This window comes from Candidatus Phytoplasma oryzae (genome assembly GCF_003263355.1).
Taxonomy (GTDB): Bacteria; Bacillota_I; Bacilli_A; order Acholeplasmatales; family Acholeplasmataceae; genus Phytoplasma; species Phytoplasma oryzae_B.
This window is the reverse complement of sequence record NZ_JHUK01000001.1, coordinates 59,502-79,955: the sequence shown is the minus strand read 5'-3', so window position 1 is coordinate 79,955 and position 20,454 is coordinate 59,502. Positions and strand designations below refer to the sequence as shown.

The 20,454-nt window shown below is 19.9% G+C and carries 14 protein-coding genes; 10 read left to right on the top strand and 4 right to left on the bottom strand.

Annotated elements, in window-relative coordinates:
* Positions 1–44: 44 nt before the first annotated feature.
* The 4 genes from nusA to DH96_RS00315 all read right to left on the bottom strand — a co-directional run bounded on the left by nusA (position 45) and on the right by DH96_RS00315 (position 5,374).
* Complete coding sequence (gene nusA / locus DH96_RS00330; protein ID WP_066539848.1) at positions 45–1,127, bottom strand: transcription termination factor NusA; 1,083 nt, start codon at positions 1,125–1,127, stop codon at positions 45–47.
* Positions 1,128–1,704: 577 nt separating this feature from the next.
* A complete protein-coding gene (gene gpmI, locus DH96_RS00325; protein ID WP_066539842.1) occupies positions 1,705–3,240 on the bottom strand; it encodes a 2,3-bisphosphoglycerate-independent phosphoglycerate mutase in 1,536 nt (511 codons plus the stop codon).
* 17 nt (positions 3,241–3,257) lie between these two features.
* Positions 3,258–4,565, bottom strand: a complete 1,308-nt coding sequence (gene eno, locus DH96_RS00320; RefSeq protein ID WP_066539840.1) for a phosphopyruvate hydratase — start codon at positions 4,563–4,565, stop codon at positions 3,258–3,260.
* 275 nt (positions 4,566–4,840) lie between these two features.
* On the bottom strand, positions 4,841–5,374 hold the full coding sequence (locus tag DH96_RS00315; RefSeq protein ID WP_066539988.1) for a hypothetical protein: 534 nt from the start codon (positions 5,372–5,374) through the stop codon (positions 4,841–4,843).
* A 322-nt stretch (positions 5,375–5,696) separates the two neighbouring features.
* On the opposite strand from DH96_RS00315, the gene glyA reads away from it, so the two are divergent.
* The 10 genes from glyA (at position 5,697) to dnaB (ending at position 20,444) form a co-directional block, all read left to right on the top strand.
* Complete coding sequence (gene glyA, locus DH96_RS00310) at positions 5,697–6,944, top strand: serine hydroxymethyltransferase (protein ID WP_066539835.1); 1,248 nt, start codon at positions 5,697–5,699, stop codon at positions 6,942–6,944.
* 728 nt (positions 6,945–7,672) lie between these two features.
* Positions 7,673–10,144 (top strand): class 1b ribonucleoside-diphosphate reductase subunit alpha, encoded by a 2,472-nt coding sequence (gene nrdE, locus DH96_RS00305; RefSeq protein ID WP_066539832.1) that lies wholly within the window; start codon positions 7,673–7,675, stop codon positions 10,142–10,144.
* A gap of 649 nt (positions 10,145–10,793) precedes the next feature.
* Positions 10,794–12,188, top strand: a complete 1,395-nt coding sequence (dnaA, locus tag DH96_RS00300; RefSeq protein ID WP_066539829.1) for a chromosomal replication initiator protein DnaA — start codon at positions 10,794–10,796, stop codon at positions 12,186–12,188.
* Between the two features lie 15 nt (positions 12,189–12,203).
* The gene (dnaN, locus tag DH96_RS00295) at positions 12,204–13,346 is read left to right on the top strand and encodes a DNA polymerase III subunit beta (RefSeq protein WP_066539826.1); all 1,143 of its coding nucleotides are present in this window, start codon (positions 12,204–12,206) and stop codon (positions 13,344–13,346) included.
* A 771-nt stretch (positions 13,347–14,117) separates the two neighbouring features.
* Positions 14,118–15,134, top strand: coding sequence for a tryptophan--tRNA ligase (gene trpS, locus DH96_RS00290; protein WP_066539823.1), 1,017 nt, complete (start codon positions 14,118–14,120; stop codon positions 15,132–15,134).
* Between the two features lie 226 nt (positions 15,135–15,360).
* Positions 15,361–15,687, top strand: a complete 327-nt coding sequence (rpsF, locus tag DH96_RS00285) for a 30S ribosomal protein S6 (RefSeq protein ID WP_066539821.1) — start codon at positions 15,361–15,363, stop codon at positions 15,685–15,687.
* On the top strand, positions 15,650–16,135 hold the full coding sequence (locus tag DH96_RS00280; protein ID WP_066539818.1) for a single-stranded DNA-binding protein: 486 nt from the start codon (positions 15,650–15,652) through the stop codon (positions 16,133–16,135). The genes rpsF and DH96_RS00280 overlap by 38 nt, the downstream gene beginning before the upstream one ends.
* 44 nt (positions 16,136–16,179) lie before the next feature.
* On the top strand, positions 16,180–16,422 hold the full coding sequence (gene rpsR / locus DH96_RS00275) for a 30S ribosomal protein S18 (RefSeq protein ID WP_066539816.1): 243 nt from the start codon (positions 16,180–16,182) through the stop codon (positions 16,420–16,422).
* 119 nt (positions 16,423–16,541) lie between these two features.
* On the top strand, positions 16,542–19,076 hold the full coding sequence (rplI, locus tag DH96_RS00270; protein WP_235590194.1) for a 50S ribosomal protein L9: 2,535 nt from the start codon (positions 16,542–16,544) through the stop codon (positions 19,074–19,076).
* Positions 19,077–19,079: 3 nt separating this feature from the next.
* Positions 19,080–20,444, top strand: a complete 1,365-nt coding sequence (dnaB, locus tag DH96_RS00265; protein ID WP_066539815.1) for a replicative DNA helicase — start codon at positions 19,080–19,082, stop codon at positions 20,442–20,444.
* Positions 20,445–20,454: the final 10 nt, after the last annotated feature.

The window sequence follows — 20,454 nt, the reverse complement described above, 5'->3', positions numbered from 1 at the left end:
TATTTTTTTAATTAAACTTTATTTTTTTGATAAAAAACATTATTTTAATATTTTTTATCCTCAATTATTTTAATTTTAATATCCCATCCAATAGCTTTAGAAGCTAAATACACATTTATACCTAGTTTGCCAATAGCTAAAGAAGCCTGTTCTGGAGTAACTAAAACCAAAGATGTTTTATTATATTGATCAATAGAAACAATTTCATGAACTTTAGCAGGTTGTAAAGAATTAAAAATTAATTCTTCGATATTATCGCTCCATAAAAATAAATTAATTTTTTCACCATTCAAAATGTTAATAATACTTTTTATTCTATTACTTTTTTCACCAATACAAGAACCAATAGGATCAATTTTTTTATCTTTAGAAAATAAACCTATTTTAGTCCTTACAGAAGGAACACGAGAAATACCCATAATTTTTATAATACCTTCTTGAATTTCAGGAATTAAATCTCTAAAAATTTCTTTCACAAAACCTTTCTTTATACGACTAACAAAAATTTTAGGCATTTTATTAGTATTTCGAACTTCTACTACATAAACTTGAATTTTTTCGTTAATATAAAAATTATCATTTGAAAGTGATTCTTTTTTTAGCAAAATAGTGCTTATATTTTTTTCTAATCTTAAAGTAAAAAAAAATTCACTAACAGAAATAACTTCTGCGATAATTATTTTTTTTTCATATTTTTTAAAAAAGTTATAAATATTTTCTCTTCTTTTTTTAATTAATTCTTCATTGAACTTATTTTTGAACTCTTTACTAGCATAAAAATTAAATTCTTTTGGATCAACTAATATATTTAAAATATCTCCAACTTTAATATCCTTTTTTATTTTTTGAGCTTCTTCTAATTTTAAAAAACTATTTTTTTTAAAATTAACCGCAATATCATTATCATAACTATTTTTTATATTTTCCGAATCAACTACTAAATATTGTTTATATAAAAAAATTTCGTTATTTTCTTTATCAAAAGAAACAGAACAACTTTTTACTTGATAATTTTTTTTACAACCAGAAATTAAACCTTTTTCTAAAGCTTCTAAAGTTTGTTCGTTACTGATTTCATATTCTTTTGATAATTTCTCTATATTATCTAAAAAATCTTTAGCTTTCATATTATATATTGAATAAATCTTCTTTCTTTAAATATTTTTGCTTAAAAATTTTTTTAAAATCAAAAATATTAAATTTAATCATGCATAAAAATTAATGAAAGTGGTTAAAAATATAAATTTATCTTCATAACCACTTTTCAAAACTATTAAGAATATTTCTTATTTCTATACTATTTTAATAATAAAATTAAAACATCCTAATATAATTTTATCATTTCAAATCTTATTATTACTACAAAAAAAAAATTAAAATAATATAAATTTTTATCATTAAATTATTTTGAAAATAAATTTTATATAATTTAAAATAAAAAATATTTATCTTTAAAAATTAAAGAACTTTCTATATCTTCTCTTAATATTAGAAAATTTTATTTTATTATTTTTAAACATGTTTTGATTTTATAATAAAAATATAATAAAAAAACATTAAAGATAATTAAAATTATATAAAAACAATTTTTCCAAAACATAATATTAAGATAGTTAATAACTAACTTAATATTATTTATTATAAATTAGATAAAAATAAATCAAATAATTATTTTAATTTAAATATTATATAAATAATTTATACTTAAATATTTTTTTTAATAATTAAGCTTTTTTCAATCATTTCTTTAGGTTGAGGTAATTTTAATAAATCTAACAAAGTAGGAGAGATATTAGATAAAATACCATTTTTTTTTAACAATAAACCTTTATGAGTAATAATCAAAGGAACTAAATTACTAGTATGAGAAGTATGAGGGCTTCCATCTTCATATTTCATTATTTCTGCATTACCATGATCAGATACAATAACTGCTATTCCATTTATAGAATGAATAGAATCAACAACTTTTTTTAAACATTTATCTACTGCTTCTATAGCTTTAATGGTTGATACTAAAGAACCTGTATGACCAACCATATCTGGATTTGCAAAGTTTAAAATCATAGTATGATATTTTTGAGATAAAATAAGTTTTTTAGCTTCTTGAGCGATATCGAAAGCGCTCATTTCAGGTTTTAAATCAAAAGTTTTAACTTTTGGCGATGGAATTAATATTTTATCTAAATTTTTTAATTTAATTTCTTTCCCGCCATCAAAGAAAAAAGTTACATGAGGATATTTTTCTGTTTCAGTTATTCTAAACTGTTTTAAACAATTATTAGAAATAACTTCACCATAAGTTTTTTCTAAATTTTGCCCAGGAAAAGCTATTAAACTTTTTACATGTTCTGAATAGTTAGTCATAGTAACTAAACAAATATCTTTTATTAATTTATTTCCTTTAAAATTAACTTTATTCGGAGAAGTATAAAAAGAAGTAGCAGAAGGATTAGACAAAGCAACAGATAAACGTATAGATCTATCTGAACGAAAATTTAAAAATACTATACCATCGTAATCTCCTATTAATCCATTTGAATCAGTAATAAAAGGATGAATAAATTCATCAGTTATATTTTTGGAATAAAAATTTTTAATTTCCTGTAAAGGACAATTAACAACAATAGCTTTTTTAGATGTTAACATATTATAAACTAAATTAATTCTATCCCAATTATTATCTCTATCTAAAGCATAATATCTACCCGATACAGAAGCAATTTGAAAACCATAATCAATCAAATCTTTAATATAATTAATACCTTCATGAATACCAGTATCTCTTCCATCTGTAAAAGCATGAAGATAAGTTTTTTTTTCTAAACCTTTTTTTTTCAATAAATCCAAAAAAGCCTTAAAATGATTAATATGAGAGTGAACACCACCATCTGAAACTAAACCTAAAATATGAATTTTAGAATTATTTTTTTTAACATGAGATATAACATTTAAAAAAACTGAATTATTAAAAAAAGATTTATCCCTAATAGATCTATTAATTCTTGTTAAAGATTGATATACAACTCTTCCTGCTCCTAAATTCATATGTCCAACTTCACTATTACCTACTTGATTAGCTGGAAGACCTACTGATTCTCCTGAAGCTTTTAATTTTGCAAAAGGAAAATTTTCTAAAAGAAAATTCAAAAAAGGAGTTTTAGCTAAATAAAAAGAATTATTTTCTTTTTTTTCCGATAAACCTAAACCATCTAAAATAATTAATCCAATGAACTTCAAAACAACATTACCTTTTTTTAAATTATTTTTTTAAAAATAGGAAAAGCATTAATACCTGGATAGATAGAATCATTCAAATTTTCTTCTATTCTTAATAGTTGATTATATTTAGCAATACGATCAGTACGAGAACAAGAACCTGTTTTAATTTGACCTACATCAGTAGCTACTGCTAAATCAGCTATTATAGTATCTTCTGTTTCACCGCTTCTATGAGAAATAATAGAAGTATAAGAATGTTTTTGAGCTATTTGAATAGTTTCTAAAGTTTCTGTTAATGTTCCTATTTGGTTTAACTTAATTAAAATAGAATTAGCTATTTTGTTTTTAATACCATAAATTAATTTTTTAGGATTTGTAACAAATAAATCATCTCCCACTAATTGTATTTTTTTTCCTAACCTTTCGGTTAAAATTTTCCATCCTTCGAAATCATTTTCATCCATTCCATCTTCAATTGAAATAATATGATATTTATTAATAATTTTTTCATAATAATCTACTAATTCTGCACTTGTAAAAGATTTATGATTTTCAGAAGATAAAATATACTTACTAATGCTTTTATCATAAAAAGTTGATGCAGCAACATCCATTCCTAAAAAAATATCTGTTCCAGGAATAAAACCAGCTTCATTAATAGCTTCTAAAATTATTTTTAAAGCTTCTTCGTTAGAATTTAAATTGGGAGCATATCCTCCTTCATCTCCTACTGTAGTAGGTAAACCTCTTTTTTTTAAAACTTTACCTAAATAATGAAATATTTCTGTTCCATAACGTAAAGCTTCTTTAAAACTATTAGCTTTTACTGGTAAAATCATAAACTCTTGAAAATCAATATTGTTAGATGCATGAACTCCTCCGTTAATAATGTTTATCATAGGAACAGGCATTTTTTTAGGTTTAATTTTAATTAAATTACTTATATATTGATATAATTCTAAATTTAAATAAGAAGCTGATGCTCTGGCGCAGGCTAATGAAACACCTAATATAGCATTCGCTCCTAATTTAGATTTATTAGGAGTATTATCTAAATTAATCAAAATATCATCGATTTTTGACTGTTTTAAAACTGAAAAACCTTTTAAAACTGGTTGAATAATTTCATTAACATTTTTAACAGCATTCAAAACTCCTTTGCCTAAAAACCTTTTTGAATCATTATCTCTTAATTCTACTGCTTCGTATTCTCCAGTAGAAGCACCAGAAGGAATTATAGCTTTTCCGTAATGTTGAGATTCAGTATATACATCTACTTCAACGGTAGGATTTCCTCTAGAATCTAAAACTTCACGTGCCAAAATTTTTTTAATATTAGACATTTTTTTTAATAACCTCTTTCTCTTTTTTTATATAAAAAATATTCTATATATCATAATTATCTAAATAATAATATATATCTATACCATAATATCTATTTTTTTTTATTTGTAAATTAAAAATGATAAAAAAATTTAAAATAGTTATTTTAATTAAATTTTTTTATAATTAACTATTTATTGAATATCATCTAAGAAATATAATAAAATAAAAATTGATATAAAAAAATAAATATAATTTAATAGTTTAAAAAAATATAAAGTAAAATAATATTTTTTTATCTTAAACTTTTATCAAAATATTCTATCACTTGTAACATGTTTAATTTTTTTGGTTTAAAAAAACCATTTTTATTTATTTTCATAAATTCACTTTTATACCAAATTAATAAAATTTTATAAATTTTTAAATTGAAATTATTAATCAAAAATGAAAAATGACTTGATATTAAATTTTCTTTAGCAATTTTATACCAAGAAAAACTACTTTTATATGGCACAAAACATTTTATTTCCCATTGTATACAACATTCTAAAATTAAAAAAAAATCTGTATTAATTTCATTATATGTATTATTTGCTGAATAGAACAAATGAAAATTATTTATATAATGATTTCTTTTTTTCATTTCTTCTACCCACTTAATAAATGATAAATTAAAATAATTTCTACCCAAATTTAAAAAAGGTTGCATTGCTCTGTTGTTGATTCTATTATTTAAACAATAATCATACATACCAAATTCTTTTCTTAATGCACATAATGATAAATTTGGAGTATATTTGTACAATTCATACGGTATTATTCTCATATTATTTTTTTTCCAAACCATTAATTCTAAATTTCTTTTATTTATTTAAATTTAAATTTGTTTAAAATCTATTAAAAATAAATATGATTATATTAATAAATATTTTTATTATGATAATATTAGTATAAAATAAAAATAATCAAAAAATAAAAAATGTCTTTTTATTTAATATATTGTAAAATATTAATCATAAAAAATAAAATAAAAAAATTCAATATTATTTTCTAATTATTTTGAATTATTTTATAAAAAATTTAATATAATTTTGAAAAGTATTAAAAAACTAAAAAAATAAATAAGGATTAATTAATTAAATTAAAAAATGAAAAATATTAAAAAAAAAGATTTAGAAATTTTCAAATTAATAAAAAAAGAAAAAAAAAGACAAAACAATAATCTAGAACTTATAGCTTCAGAAAATTTTACTTCTTCAGCTATCTTAGAAGCTCAAGGAAGTATTTTGACTAATAAATATGTTGAGGGTTATATAAATAATAGATATTATAATGGATGTGAATTCGTAGACGAAATAGAAAATATAGCTATAGAAAGAGCTAAAAAAATATTTAATGTAAAATTTGCTAATGTTCAACCACACTCAGGATCACAAGCTAACATGGCTGTTTTAAAAGCTCTTCTTAAACCTGGTGATTCTATTTTAGGAATGTCTTTGAATGCAGGTGGTCATTTAAGTCATGGTTCAAAATTTAATTTTTCAGGTTATTTTTTTAAATCATTTAGTTATGGTGTTTCACCGGAAAATGAAATGATTGATTATGAAAATATTAAAAAAATAGCCTATCAAATTAAACCTAAACTTATAATTGTTGGGGCTTCTGCTTACTCTAGAAAAATTGATTTTTTTAAATTTAGAAAAATTGCTAACGAGGTAAATGCTTATTTAATGGCAGATATAGCTCATATAGCTGGATTAATCATTTGTAATCTTCATCCTTCTCCTTTTTTAGCAAATTGTGATATAGTAACTTCAACTACACATAAAACTTTAAGAGGACCAAGAGGCGGCATTATTTTAAGTAATAACGAAGAAATTATGAAAAAAATAAATAAAAGTGTTTTTCCAGGAATTCAAGGAGGAGCTTTGATGCATGTTATAGCAGCTAAAGCAATCGCTTTTAAAGAAGCTTCGACAAAAAAATTTATTATTTATCAAAAACAAGTATTAAAAAATGCTAAAGTTTTAGAAAATACGTTTAAAAAATTGGGTTACAGATTAATTAGCGGAGGAACTGATAATCATTTATTAATGATAGACGTAAAACATAAAAACAAAAACTTAAATGGTAAAAATTCATCAAATGCTTTGAATAAAGCTAACATAACTGTTAATAAAAACGCCATTCCTTTTGATAAAGAGAAAATAAATTATTCTAGTGGCATTAGAATAGGGACTCCTGCTATGACTACTAGGGGAATGAAAGAAAATGAATTTTTTAAAATAGCTTACTTGATTGATGAAGTTTTAAATAATTATCAAAACAAAAAAATTTTAAAAAATGTTAAAAAAAAAGTAATTAGTTTAACAAATTCGTTTCCTTTGATTTATTAAAAATTTTTTTAATTTTAAAATTTTTACCAGTTACTAATAATAATAATTAATAACTAAATAAATATATAAAATATTTTTTTGTTTTCAAAAAAAACATTTTTTCTTTTAAAAAAAGATTTTTTTTAAAAAAAGAAATAATTATAAACAAAAATATAAAAAATATATGCATAACTTTACTAAATATATGCATAACTTTTTTTAATTAAACGATAAAATCGGTTTAAAATGTAAAGTTATTCACATTTTTAACAGTTACTAATAATAATCATTAATAACTAAATAAATACATAAAATATTTTTTTGTTTTCAAAAAAATGTTTTTTCTTTTAAAAAAAGATTTTTTTTAAAAAAAGAAATAATTATAAACAAAAATATAAAAAATATATGCATAACTTTACTAAATATATGCATAACTTTTTTTAATTAAACGATAAAATCGGTTTAAAATGTAAAGTTATTCACATTTTTAACAGTTACTAATAATAATAATTAATAACTAAATAAATACATAAAATATTTTTTTGTTTTCAAAAAAATGTTTTTTTGAAAAAAAAAATAGATAAATAATATGTTATTATATTATTGTTAATAATTAATTACATATAAAAATAGAATTAATAAAATTTATATATATCATATTAAAAAATATTAAAAAAATATAAATTACAAATAAATTAATTTTTTTACTTTTATTATTATAGATTTAATTTAAAATGGAGTGAATATAAATGAAAATTATTTATGATGGTTATGAACAAGGAAATGTTTTTGATTTTGCTAATAAATTAGGATATAATACCGAACATATAGAAAACTTTAAAAACTATAATAATGAAAAAATTTTTTTAATAACAAAAACAGTTGGATTTGGGAAAATAACTAAAAATACAGAAAATTTTCTAAAAAAATATTCTTCTAATGTAATTGGTGTAGCGGTTTCTGGTAATAAAAATTATGGAAAAAATTATGCTATAGCAGGAGATTTAATTAATGAAAAATTCAAAATACCTCTAATATTAAAATTTGAAGGAAAAGGTTTGAATGAAGATGTTGAAAGTTTAAAAAAATGGCTTAAAGAACATGAAAAAAAAGAAAATAATGAAAAATATCAAAAAATACCTTCTTGGATTTTTTTAAACAATCAAATAATAGATGAAGAAGGTAATATAAAAGACATAAAAAAAGATAAAGAAGCACTAAAAGAATATTTTAAAAAGGAAATTATTCCTAAAATAAAAAAATTTGATAAATTAGAAGAAAAAATAGATTTTTTAGTAAAAAATGATTATTATGAAAAAGAATTTTTAGAAAAATATAATTTTTCTGAAATAAAAGAAATTTATAAAATAGCTTATAAAAAAAAATTTAGATTTCCTTCTTTTATAGGCGCTTTTAAATTTTATAATGATTATTCTTTAAAAACAAGAGATAAAAAAGAATATCTTGAAACTTATGAAGATAGACTTGTTGTAAATGCTTTATATCATTCTTCTGGTAATTTTAAATTAGCTACAAAAATAATTAATAATTTAATGGAACAAAATTTTACACCTTCTACTCCAACTTTATTAAATACAGGTTTAAAAAAAAGAGGAGAATTTGTTTCTTGTTTTTTATTAGAAGCTGGTGATTCTTTAAATGATATTTGTCGTATTGTAGAATTTTCTATGCAACTTTCTAAAATTGGAGGCGGAGTTTCTATAAATTTATCTAATTTAAGAGCTAAAGGCGAAAAAATAAAAGAAATATCTAATGTCTCTAAAGGAGTTTTAGGTGTTTCAAAACTTTTAGATTATTCTTTTCGTTATGCTGATCAAATGGGTCAAAGATTAGGAGCAGGAGCAGTTTATTTAAATGTTTTTCATGCTGATATCGAAGACTTTTTAAATTCTAAAAAATTAAATGCTGATGAAGATTTTAGATTAAAAACTTTATCTTTAGGTGTTGTTATACCTAATAAAATGATTGAACTAGCTAAAAATAATGAAAAAATGGCTATTTTTTTTCCTCATAGTGTTTTTTTAGAATATGGTTTAAATTTCGCAGATATAAGTGTTTCTATGGATAAATGGTATGATATTTTAGTTAAAAACCCAAAAGTTAACAAAAAATTTATAAATCCTAGAAATTTACTAGAATTAATAGCTCTTCTTCAAGGTGAATCTGGTTATCCGTATATAATGTTTTGCGATAACGTTAATCAAAAAAATACTTCTTCAAATAAAATTAAATTTTCTAATTTATGTACTGAAATTTTACAACCAACTATAACTTCTCATTATTCTTTTTATGATCAAAGAGATAAAGATGAGATAGGTATGGATATTTCTTGTAATTTATCTTCTGGACATATGGGAAATATGATAAAAAATAATAAAATAAAAGAAACTGTATTTTCAGCTATGGAAATTATGAATTCTGTTTCTAATAAAACTAATATTAGTCACGTTCCTTCTATATCTAAAGCTAATCGATTAAATAGAAGTGTTGGTTTTGGTATGATGGGTCATCATGGTTTTATTTCTGAAAAAATTATAAAATTTGGTAGCGAAGAAGACTTAGAATTAATAGATGTTTTTTTTAATATTATTAATTACTATTCTTTACTTCATTCAAATTTGAAATCTATCGAAACTGGAAAAAGGTTTTTTAAGTTTGAAGAATCTACTTACTTTAATGGAAAATATTTCGAAGATAAAGGACCTATTTATCCAGTTTTACCTAAGGTTAAAGAAATATTTAGAAATATTTATATACCTTCAAAAAAAGATTGGTTAAAATTAAAAGAAAGTGTTATGAAATATGGTTTATATAATTCTCATAGATTAGCGATAGCACCTAATGGTTCTATAGGTTATATTATGTCTGCTACCCCTTCTTTAACACCTATTAGACAATTAGTAGAAGAAAGAACTTATGGCAATTCTAAAACTTATTTTCCATCTCCTTTTTTAGAAAAATTTTCTTTTATGTATGAAACTGCTTATAAAATGGATAAATTTAAAATAATAGATGTTATCGCCATGGCTCAAAAACATATTGATCAAGGTATTTCTTTTGAATTATGTATTACATCTGATATTACAACTAGAGAATTACAAAGATATTATTTATATGCTCATTATAAAGGTATAAAAACTCTTTATTATACAAGAACTCAAAAATTAAAAATAAACGAATGTGAAAGTTGTGGTATATAGTAATTTATTTTAGTTAATAATAATGAAATTAAATAATAATATATTTTTTATGAAATAAAAATCTATCGAAGAATATTGTTTTCATATATAAGATGTATAAGAAAAAAATCATAAATTAAAAAATATTAAATAGATAAAATTAAAAGCTAACGTTTTAATACGTTAGCTAATTTGTTCTTTTAAGATTAAATAAAATAATTTTACAATAATAAAGATTAATTTTTTTCATTTTTTAATTATTATTGTTTATATAAAAAAAATTCAAAAAAGTATTATAAAGGTATATTTTATTTATTAAATAGTTAGATATTATACTATTTTTCTTTATTCTAAAATAATAAAAAATTATTAAATAAAAAGTTTTTATTTTAAATAAAAGTAAGTTATTTTACTATATAAAAAAAATGAAATAATTTATAACGATATAAATATAATAAATAAATAAAATTATTTTAAATATTTAATCAATTTTAATTTTTTTATTTATATATTTTATTTTAAAATTTAATTTTTTTGATTTATAAAGTTAGTTGATTTTTTAATTGATTAAATAGAATGTTTAAATTTTTATTTTTTAAAATTAAAAATTTTGTGAATTAAAAATTTTTTTAAATTTTAAAATATAAATACTTTTTAAAGGTATGTTTTAATGAAAAAAAAAGAATTATCAAAAGAAGAAGAAAAAATTTGGTTTAATATTTTAAATAATTTATCAATTATTTATAGTCAAGAAGTTTTTAAAGAAAATTTTTCAAATATCGGGAAACCATACAAAGTAGAAAAAGGTATTTTTTTTATTTTAGTAGAAAATGATTTTATAAAAAGAAAAATGTATAATATTTATCTAAAAAAGATAGAAGAAATATCCAGAAAATATACTAATAAAAGAATTTCTTTTAAATTTACAACTTATGAAGAATTGAAAGATTTAGAAAAAAAATGCAATATTCAACATGAAAAAGAAAAATATGAAAAAATATTAGATTTTAATTCTTTTAATAATTTTAATTTGGATCCTTATTATAGTTTCGATAATTTCGTAGAGGGAGAAAGTAATCTTTTTGCTTTTAAAATGGCTAAGAAAATTGCTGAATTAGAAGAAGATGTTAAAATAAATCCATTGTATATTTTTGGTTCTGTTGGTTTAGGAAAAACACATCTTTTGCATTCTATTGGGAATTATATTTTTAAAAAAAAACCTCATAAAAAAATTTTATATGTTAAAGCAGATATTTTTGTTGAAGAATTTACTAATCAATTAAGAAGTGAAAAAATAGAATATTTTAAAAATAAATATCGAAATATAGATATTTTATTGGTTGATGATATACAAATGATGTCAGAAGCTAAGAGAACTCAAGTTGAATTTTTTAAACTTTTTGATTTTCTTAAGTTAAATAAAAAACAAATAGTAATAACTAGTGATAAATCTGTTTCAGAATTAAATAATATTATGGAAAGATTAACTAATCGTTTTGAAGCAGGATTAATAGTGGATATTAAAAAACCTGATTCTAAACATTGTTTAGACATTTTAAAAAAAAAAATTTTATCATTAAAAAATCAAGAAAATAAATTTAAAAAAGAAATTTTAGAATTTATTTCTTATCATTTTTGTGATAATATAAGAGAAATGGAAGGAGCTTTATTAAGAATTTTAAATTATTCTCAAATTTATAATTTAGAAATTAATCTAAAAAATACTATAGAATCTCTTAATCCGATATTAAAAAATAAAAATATAATATCCAAAGATAAATTTGTTCTAGATAAAATCAAAAAAACAATAAGTGAATTTTATAATATTAGTTCTGATGATTTAAAAAATAAGAAAAGACATAATAAATATACTTTGCCTCGACATATTTTTATTTATTTAATGAAAAGTTGTCATAATATATCTTTTCGAAAAATTAGTTTTTTTCTAAATAGAAAATATTCTACTATTTTAAAAGCTTTTAAAAAAATAGAAAGAGAAATTAAAAATAATGATGATTTAAAAAAATCAATAGATATTATTTTAAAAAAAATAAATAATTATTAAAGAAATTAAAAAAATATGAATTTTGAAATAAAAAAGGATTTTTTTTTGAATTATTTAATGCAAATTCAAAAAATACTTCCTCAAAAAACTTTTTTTCCAATTTATTATTCTATTAAGTTATATACTAAAAAAAACTTTTTATTTTTAGAAGTTAGTAATATGAATATAGCTGTTAAAATAAGGATAGAAGATGAAAGTTTAAAAATTAAAAAAGAAGGTCTTGCGATTGTATCTGGAAAATATTTTATTGATATTATAAAAAAAATTGATTGCAAAATATTAAAAATAGCTTCTATGGAAAATAATTTTTTAGTAATTCAAACTTTATTTTCAGAATATAAATTAAAAATGATTTATTTAGATGATTTTCCTTTTATCGATTTTAATTTAGATTTTAATAATTTTTGCAAAATAGAAATTAATCTTTTTAAGAAGTTAATTAAAGAAATTAACGTTACTACTTCAAAGGATAAACAGAGAAATATTATTTTAACTGGAGTTAATTTAGTTTATAAAAAACCTTTTTTATTAGCTTCATCTACTGATTCTTTTCGTTTAAGTCAAAAGAAAATTAATTTAAGTTTTGATTATGATGATTTTAATGTTATTTTACCTAATAAAAGTTTGGAAGAGTTGATAAAACTTTTAGAATTTGAGAAAGAAAAATTTTTAAAATTTTCTATAAATAAACAAAGATTTTTTTTATATACTAATTCACTAACTTTCCAAACTTCTCTTTTAGAAGGAAAATATCCTCAATTACCTAATATTGAAGAAAAAAAATTTGTTTATTTTTTTAAGTTAAATAAAGAAAAATTGATAAAAATTTTTGAAAGAGTATCTTTATTTTTGCCAAAAGAAGGAAGTATTATCGATAATATAGTTAAATTTAAAACTAATTTTAACAATAAAATTATTGAAATTTCTTCAAATAGTGAAGAGATAGGTAATGCATTAGAAATTATTGAAATATTAGAAAGTTCTTTTTTAGAAGATATATCTATAGTTTTTAATATAAAGTATTTAGAAGAAATTATAAAAATTTTTCCTACAAAAGAAATTATTTTTTCTTTTCATGATCCTAATCAATCTTTTATTTTATCCAGTAATGAAGAACAAACTCTTTTTTATTTAATTTTACCTTTTTTAAATAAATAGTTTTTAATATGTATAAATAATTATTTTTTTATTTATAAAATTATGTATATTCGTTTATTAATTAAAATGAAAAAATTAATTTATTTTTAAATTTAAATAAAATTAAATTTTATTTTATTTTTATTATTTTAATTGTATGTAATTAATTTTTTGGGGGATATTTTTTTATTAAATTTAAAAAAAGATTAATTTTCTATTGTTATTATTATATTAAAAAATATTTGGTATTATTTTACTAATCAAATTATTTTATTTGTTTTAATATTTTTTAGTTTTTGGGAGAAATAAAAAAATAAATATAAATATTATTTTTTTGTTTTTTAATTTTTTTTATTATTTTTTTTGTCGATGACATATATTTATTATTATTTTTTGGTATAGAATAAAAGTGATTTTTTATTTTTTATTTTAAAAAAATAAATTAAATTTTTAATTTTCCAATTTAAAAAGAATTTATTTATTATTAGTTTATTTTAAAATTTTTTTATTTTTTTACTTAATTTAAAAGAATTAGGAATATTTTAATTTTTTTAAATTCTTTTTTATTTGTTTTTTATTTTGTATATCTATTTTTTTTTATTCGATACAATTATTATAATTTTTTTTTGAATTAAATTTTCTTTAATTTTAATAAAGAAGCTAAATTAATATTTTTTTAAAATTTTCTATTTTGTTTTTATTTTTATCATTGTTTTATTAGAAAAATAAATATAATCATTTTTTTATAAAAAAATAAAAAGATTAGATTATTAAAAGGTGAATTTTAAATTTATGTTGAGAAAAAAAAGATTATTAACAGGAATTAAACCTACAGGTGATTTAACTTTAGGTAATTATTTAGGAATTATTAAACCTTTAGTTATTTTTCAAAAAAAATATTTTAAAGAATATGAATTTTATATTTTTATTGCAGATCTTCATGCTTTAACGAGTTTTCAAGATCCTATTTTATTAAAAAAAAGAATTGAAAGTATAGCTTTTTTATATCTAGCTTCAGGATTAGATATTCAAAATTTTTTTTTATTTGCTCAATCTGATATTTATCAAAATACTTATTTAAACTATATATTAGAATGTAATACCTATTTAGGAGAATTAAAAAGAATGAATCAATTTAAAGATTATCAAAAAAAAAATTTTTCTAAAAATATTAGAACTTCTTTTTTGACTTATCCTATTTTGATGGCATCAGACATTTTACTTTATGATATAGATATTGTTCCTGTAGGAAAAGATCAAAAACAACATTTAGAGTTAACACGTAATTTAGCAATACGTTTTAATCAATTGTATGGAAAAACTTTTATTGTACCTGAATTTATAAAGTTAGGACATACAATTAAATCTTTGGTAGATCCTACTAAAAAAATGAGCAAGAGTCAAACTATAGATATTGAATATAGTGAAGATAGAGGTTGTATTTTTATTTTAGAAAAGTTAGAAAATATAAAAAAAAAAATTATGAGATCTAAAACTGATTCTGAAAATAAAATCAAATATGATCCAGATAATAAACCAGGAATAAGTAATCTTATTGTTATATATTCTTGTTTCAAAGAATGGTCTATTAAAAAAACAGAAAATTATTTTTTTAATAGTTCTTATGTTTTTTTAAAAGAAAAAGTTTCTGAATTAGTTTTGAAAAAAATTTCTGATCTTCAAAAAAAATTTTTTATTCTTAAAAAAAATATTATTTTAAAAGATATTTTAGAAAAAAATGCTAAAAAAGTCAGAATTATAGCTGAAGAAAAAATTAAAGAGATAAAATTGAAGATAGGATTAAAATAATATAATTAAAATTTTAATTAATATTAATTATCTATAAATATTTATTAAAATTGAAAAAAATATAATTGTTTTTTTAAGACAAATAATAAGATTGATATTTTTTTTTTTATTTGTTATAATAATCTTAGCTTGATTGCGTTGGAAAGATATAGATTTTTTTATATATTGGACATTTTTTATTTTTTTTATAAAAAAGGTATAGTTAAAAGGAGCTTTTAAAAATTAAATGAAGAGATACGAAATAATGTATATTTTAAATCCTACATTAAATGATGAAAATATAAAAAATATTAATAATATTATTAAAGATATTTTTTTGAATAAAGGAAAAATTTTTAATTTTGAAGATGCAAAATTAAAGACACTTGCTTATCCAATTCAAAAATTTGAAAAAGGCTTTTATAACACATTATTGGTTGAAGCTAATGAAAAACATATTGAAGAATTTAATCATATCGCGAATATTAAAGAAGAAATAATTCGTTTTATTTTAATTAATAGAGAGGGGAAAAAATATGATAAACAAAGTCATTCTAGTAGGCAGGATAACTAAAGATCCAGAATTACGCTTTGTAAATGGTGATATCCCTTTAGTTCGTTTTAGTTTAGCTGTTGATAGAAATTTTTCTAATTCTTCAGGTGAAAAAGAAACTGACTTTATTCGTTGTGTTGTATGGCGTAAACAAGCTGAAAATTTAGTTAAATATATTTCTAAAGGTGCTTTATTAGGGATAGAAGGAAGTATTCGTATTAATTCTTTTGAAAATGAACATAATCAGAAGCAATCTATTACTGAAATTACTTGTAGTTTAGTTCGTTTTTTAGAATCAAAAAAAAATATTATTAAGGATGATAATCGTGATTTTCATAATAATGATAATAAAAAAAATTATGATTTTCAAAGCCAAAATAAAGAACAGATTCAAAATAGAGATATTGAAAAAGAAATGGATTTAGAGGAAGATATCAGTATCGAAGAAGAAGATGGAATGCCTTTTTAAAAGGTTATATTTTTTGAAAAATTTAAAAAAGGTTTTAGGAAAATATGAAACAAGGAAAAAAATATTTTAAAAAACGTAAAAAAGTATGTTTTTTTACACAAAATAATTTTACTTATATTGATTTTAAAGATGTAGAATTATTGAATAAATTTATTACAAATAGAGGCAGAATCTTATCTAGTAGAACAACAGGTACTTCTGCTAAATGGCAAAGAATTTTATCCAAAGAAATTAAAAGGGCTAGAATTATGGCTTTGATACCTTTTTGTGGTTCAGCAGTTAATTAATAAACAAGAAATATTTTATTAATATCTATCTTGTTTATTTTTTTATTTTTTCAAATAAATTTCTAATAATTTGAAGAATTTATTCAAATAATAAAAAGAAAACGAGTTATATCAAAAATATGTTAAAAATATTTAAAACAAAAAAAAATAAATATATAGTATTTTTTTTAATTTTCTTTTGTTTTATTGTTCAAACTATATATTTTGATATTAATTGGATAAAAGAAATTATTCAAAATCCTGATCATTCATTATTAGAAGAATTAAAAAAAAATTTTTTATTTTTGTTTGTTAGTATTGTTGGTAAAATTATTCTTTTATTCATAATAATTTGTATTTATTTTAATTTTAAAAGTCATTTTGAAATTATTAGATTAAAAAATAGATTGAATTTATGGTCTAAACTTTCTTATTATGTAAATGATATAGGTGAAGAAGTTTTTAATGAATTACCTATAGGTATTATTGTTATTGATTCTATTTCACAAGAGATTCAATGGATTAATAATTATGCTAAAAAAATTTTTAATTTTGTAGATGTTATAAATAAACCATTGCATGAATTTAATATGGAGATTTTTAATCTTTTAGAAACTAATAAAAAACAAACTATTTTAAATTTAGGTTTAGAAAGTTTTGATTGCATATATAAAAAAGAATTTAATGTTTTTTATCTTTTTAACGTTACTGAAAGAGAAAAGATTAAAAATCTTTATAATAAAAAAACTTCTGCACTAATTTTTTTATCTTTCGATAATTTTGAAAATTCTTTAAAAAATTGTGATCTTTCAGAACAATCACAAATAAAAGTAGAATATTTTAGTGCTTTATGTGATTTTAATGATGTATACGAAGGTTATTTAAAACAATTTTCAGATGATAGATTTTTACTTTTATTAAATAGACAACAATTAGAAAAAATGATAGAAGAAAGATTTTTTATTTTGAAAAATATTCGTAATATTTCGAATAAATATAAGTTAAAAATAACTCTTTCTATGGGAATTGCTTGTTATAATTTACCTTACAACCAATTAGCTTATTATGCTCAAAGCGCAATTGAATTAGCTCAAAAAAGAGGCGGCGATCAAGCAGTTATTGATATAGAAAATCAAAAAATTCAATATTTTGGTGCTACACAAATTTCTTTAAGTAAAGAATCTAAAGTTTCTGTTAGAGTAAATGCTGAAATTATAAAAGATTTTTTAACTAAAAATAATAATTGTTTTATTATGGGTCATATTTTTCCTGATTTAGATTCTTTAGGTTCAATGATTGCTTTTTATAAAATAGCTTTATCTATTAATAATAATTATGATCATTATTTAATTTTAGATGAAGATAAAATAGAACCAAATTTTAAGTTTATTTTTCAAGATATTTTAAAAAAAGAAAAAAAATTATCTAAACAAATTATTATGACTAAAACAGCAGAAAAAATGATTAATGAAAAATCTTTATTAGTCATTTTAGATACTCAAAGTAAAGATATAGTTCATAGTCCATCTTTATTAAATTTAACCTCTAACATTATTATTATTGATCATCATAGATCTAGCGAAGAAATTATTGAAAATACTTTATTTTCTTATATAGATTCTTCATCTTCTTCAACAACAGAAATGTTGATAGAATTAATTTATTTTCTTAATAAAAAAATAGATATTACTCCTTTGGAAGCTAGCATTATGTATGGAGGAATGGTTATAGATACTAATTATTTTATATATCGCACAAGTTCTAGAACTTTAGATGCTGCTTCTCAGTTAATTGCTCATGGAGCTGATGGAACAAAAGTTAAATTTTGGTTAAGACAAGAATTTCAAAAAATTTTAGAAATGAATGAATTAATTTCTCAAGTAGAAATTTATATGGAAAAATACGCAATTACAAAAAGTAATAAAATTTATAAAAGTAGATCTTTTTTATCAACTGTTTCAGAAAATATTTTAAATATTAAGAATATCGATGCTTCTTTTACTATTGGAAAATTACAAGATAATTTAATCGGTATTAGCGCTCGTTCTTATAACGAATGCAATGTCCAAATTATTATGGAACAAATGGGTGGTGGAGGACATATCAATAGTGCTGCGACTCAAATAGAAAGTGACAATATTGAAGAAGTTTATAAAAAGTTAAAAAATATAATTTTTACAGAATATAAAGAAGGTTTTAAAAATATGAAAGTGATTTTATTACAAGATATTAAAAATAAAGGACACAAAAATGATATTATTGAAGTGAATAATGGTTATGGTAATTTTTTAATTAGAGAAAAAAAAGCTATTTACGCTAATAAAGAGAATATTAAAAATTTACAAGAAAAACAAAAAAAACAAGAAGAAGAACGAAAAAAACATATTGTTTTATTAAGACAATTAAAAAAAGATATTGATAATAAAGAAATTGATATCAAAGTCAAAGTAGGACCTCAGGGTAAGATTTATGGTAAAATTACTTTAAATCAAATTGTTGAAGTTTTTTATGAAAAATATAATATTTTCATTAATAGTAAGAAAATTTCATTAGATAATGAAATTGATTCTTTATCTTTGGGACAATATAAAGTTAATGTTTTTTTAGATAAAGATATAACTGCTTTTTTTATTATGAACATTATTAAAACAGAAATAAAGGAAAAAAAAGATTAAAAAATGCATAAAAATCTTAAATTACCTTATTATCTAGATGCTGAACAAGCTGTTTTAGGTATTATTTTTTTAGATTCGAAACAAATAATTAATGTAATCAATCGATTAGAGATTAATGATTTTTTTAATATAGATCATCAATATATTTATATGACGATGAAAGAACTGTATTTCCAAAGAAAGGAAATTGATTATTATTCTGTTTATATTTTATTAGAAGATAAAAAAAAAAATATTGAAGGCGGTAAAGAATATTTAATCAAATTAGGAAGTTTATTTCCTTCTATTTATCATTTAGATAATTATATTGAATTTTTGTTAGAAGCTTCTTTAAAGAGAGAAGTTATTAATGCAGCTTCTACTATTGTTTATGATGGAATTAATAATAAAGAAATAGATTCACAAAGTTTTTTGAATATTGCTGAAGAAAAAATTTTTAAAATTTCTCAAAGAAAAAAAAATAGTAATTTTATAAGAATTAATAATTTGTTGAAAGAAATTAAAGAAAAAACTATTAATATTCGTAGGGAGCATAATATTATAGGTTTAAGTAGTGGTTATCAAAATCTAGATGAAATTACTTTAGGTTTTAAACCGGAAGAATTAATTATTTTAGCAGCTCGTCCATCTATGGGAAAAAGTAGTTTTATGACAAATTTAGCTATTAATATTGCTCAAAAAAATAAAAATTCAAAAGCCTCTGTAGCTATTTTTAGTTTAGAGATGTCTAATGAACAATTAGGTACAAGGATTTTAAGTTCTATAAGCGAAATACCTCATAAAAATATTCAGTTAGGAATTTTAAGTGAAAAACAAATTAATGTGTTAAATGCTTCTATTTATCAGTTAGAAACTTTAAATATTTATTTTGATGATACTACTACTGTAAATATTTTGGAAATTATATCACAATGTAGACAATTAAAAAATCAAAATAAATTAGATATAGTTATTGTGGATTATTTACAATTAATTCGTAAACCACATAAATCTAATTTTAATTTTTTTAATAGACAAGAAGAAGTATCGGATATTTCTAAAAGTTTGAAACAAATGGCAAGAGAACTTAAAGTTCCGGTTATCGCTTTATCTCAATTATCAAGAGAAGTGGAAAAAAGAGAAGATAAAAGACCTATTTTATCTGATTTAAGAGATTCAGGCAGTATCGAACAAGATGCTGATATAGTAATGTTTTTATACAGAAAAAGTTATTATAGTAAATTTAAAAATGATATAGATAATGATATGAAGGGTTATACTGAATTAATTATTGCTAAAAATAGGCACGGTGCTACAAGTACAAAAACATTTAATTTTGATTTAGATTGTTTACTTTTTTATGAAATAGAATTAGATAAAGAAATTTAGTTGTTTTTTA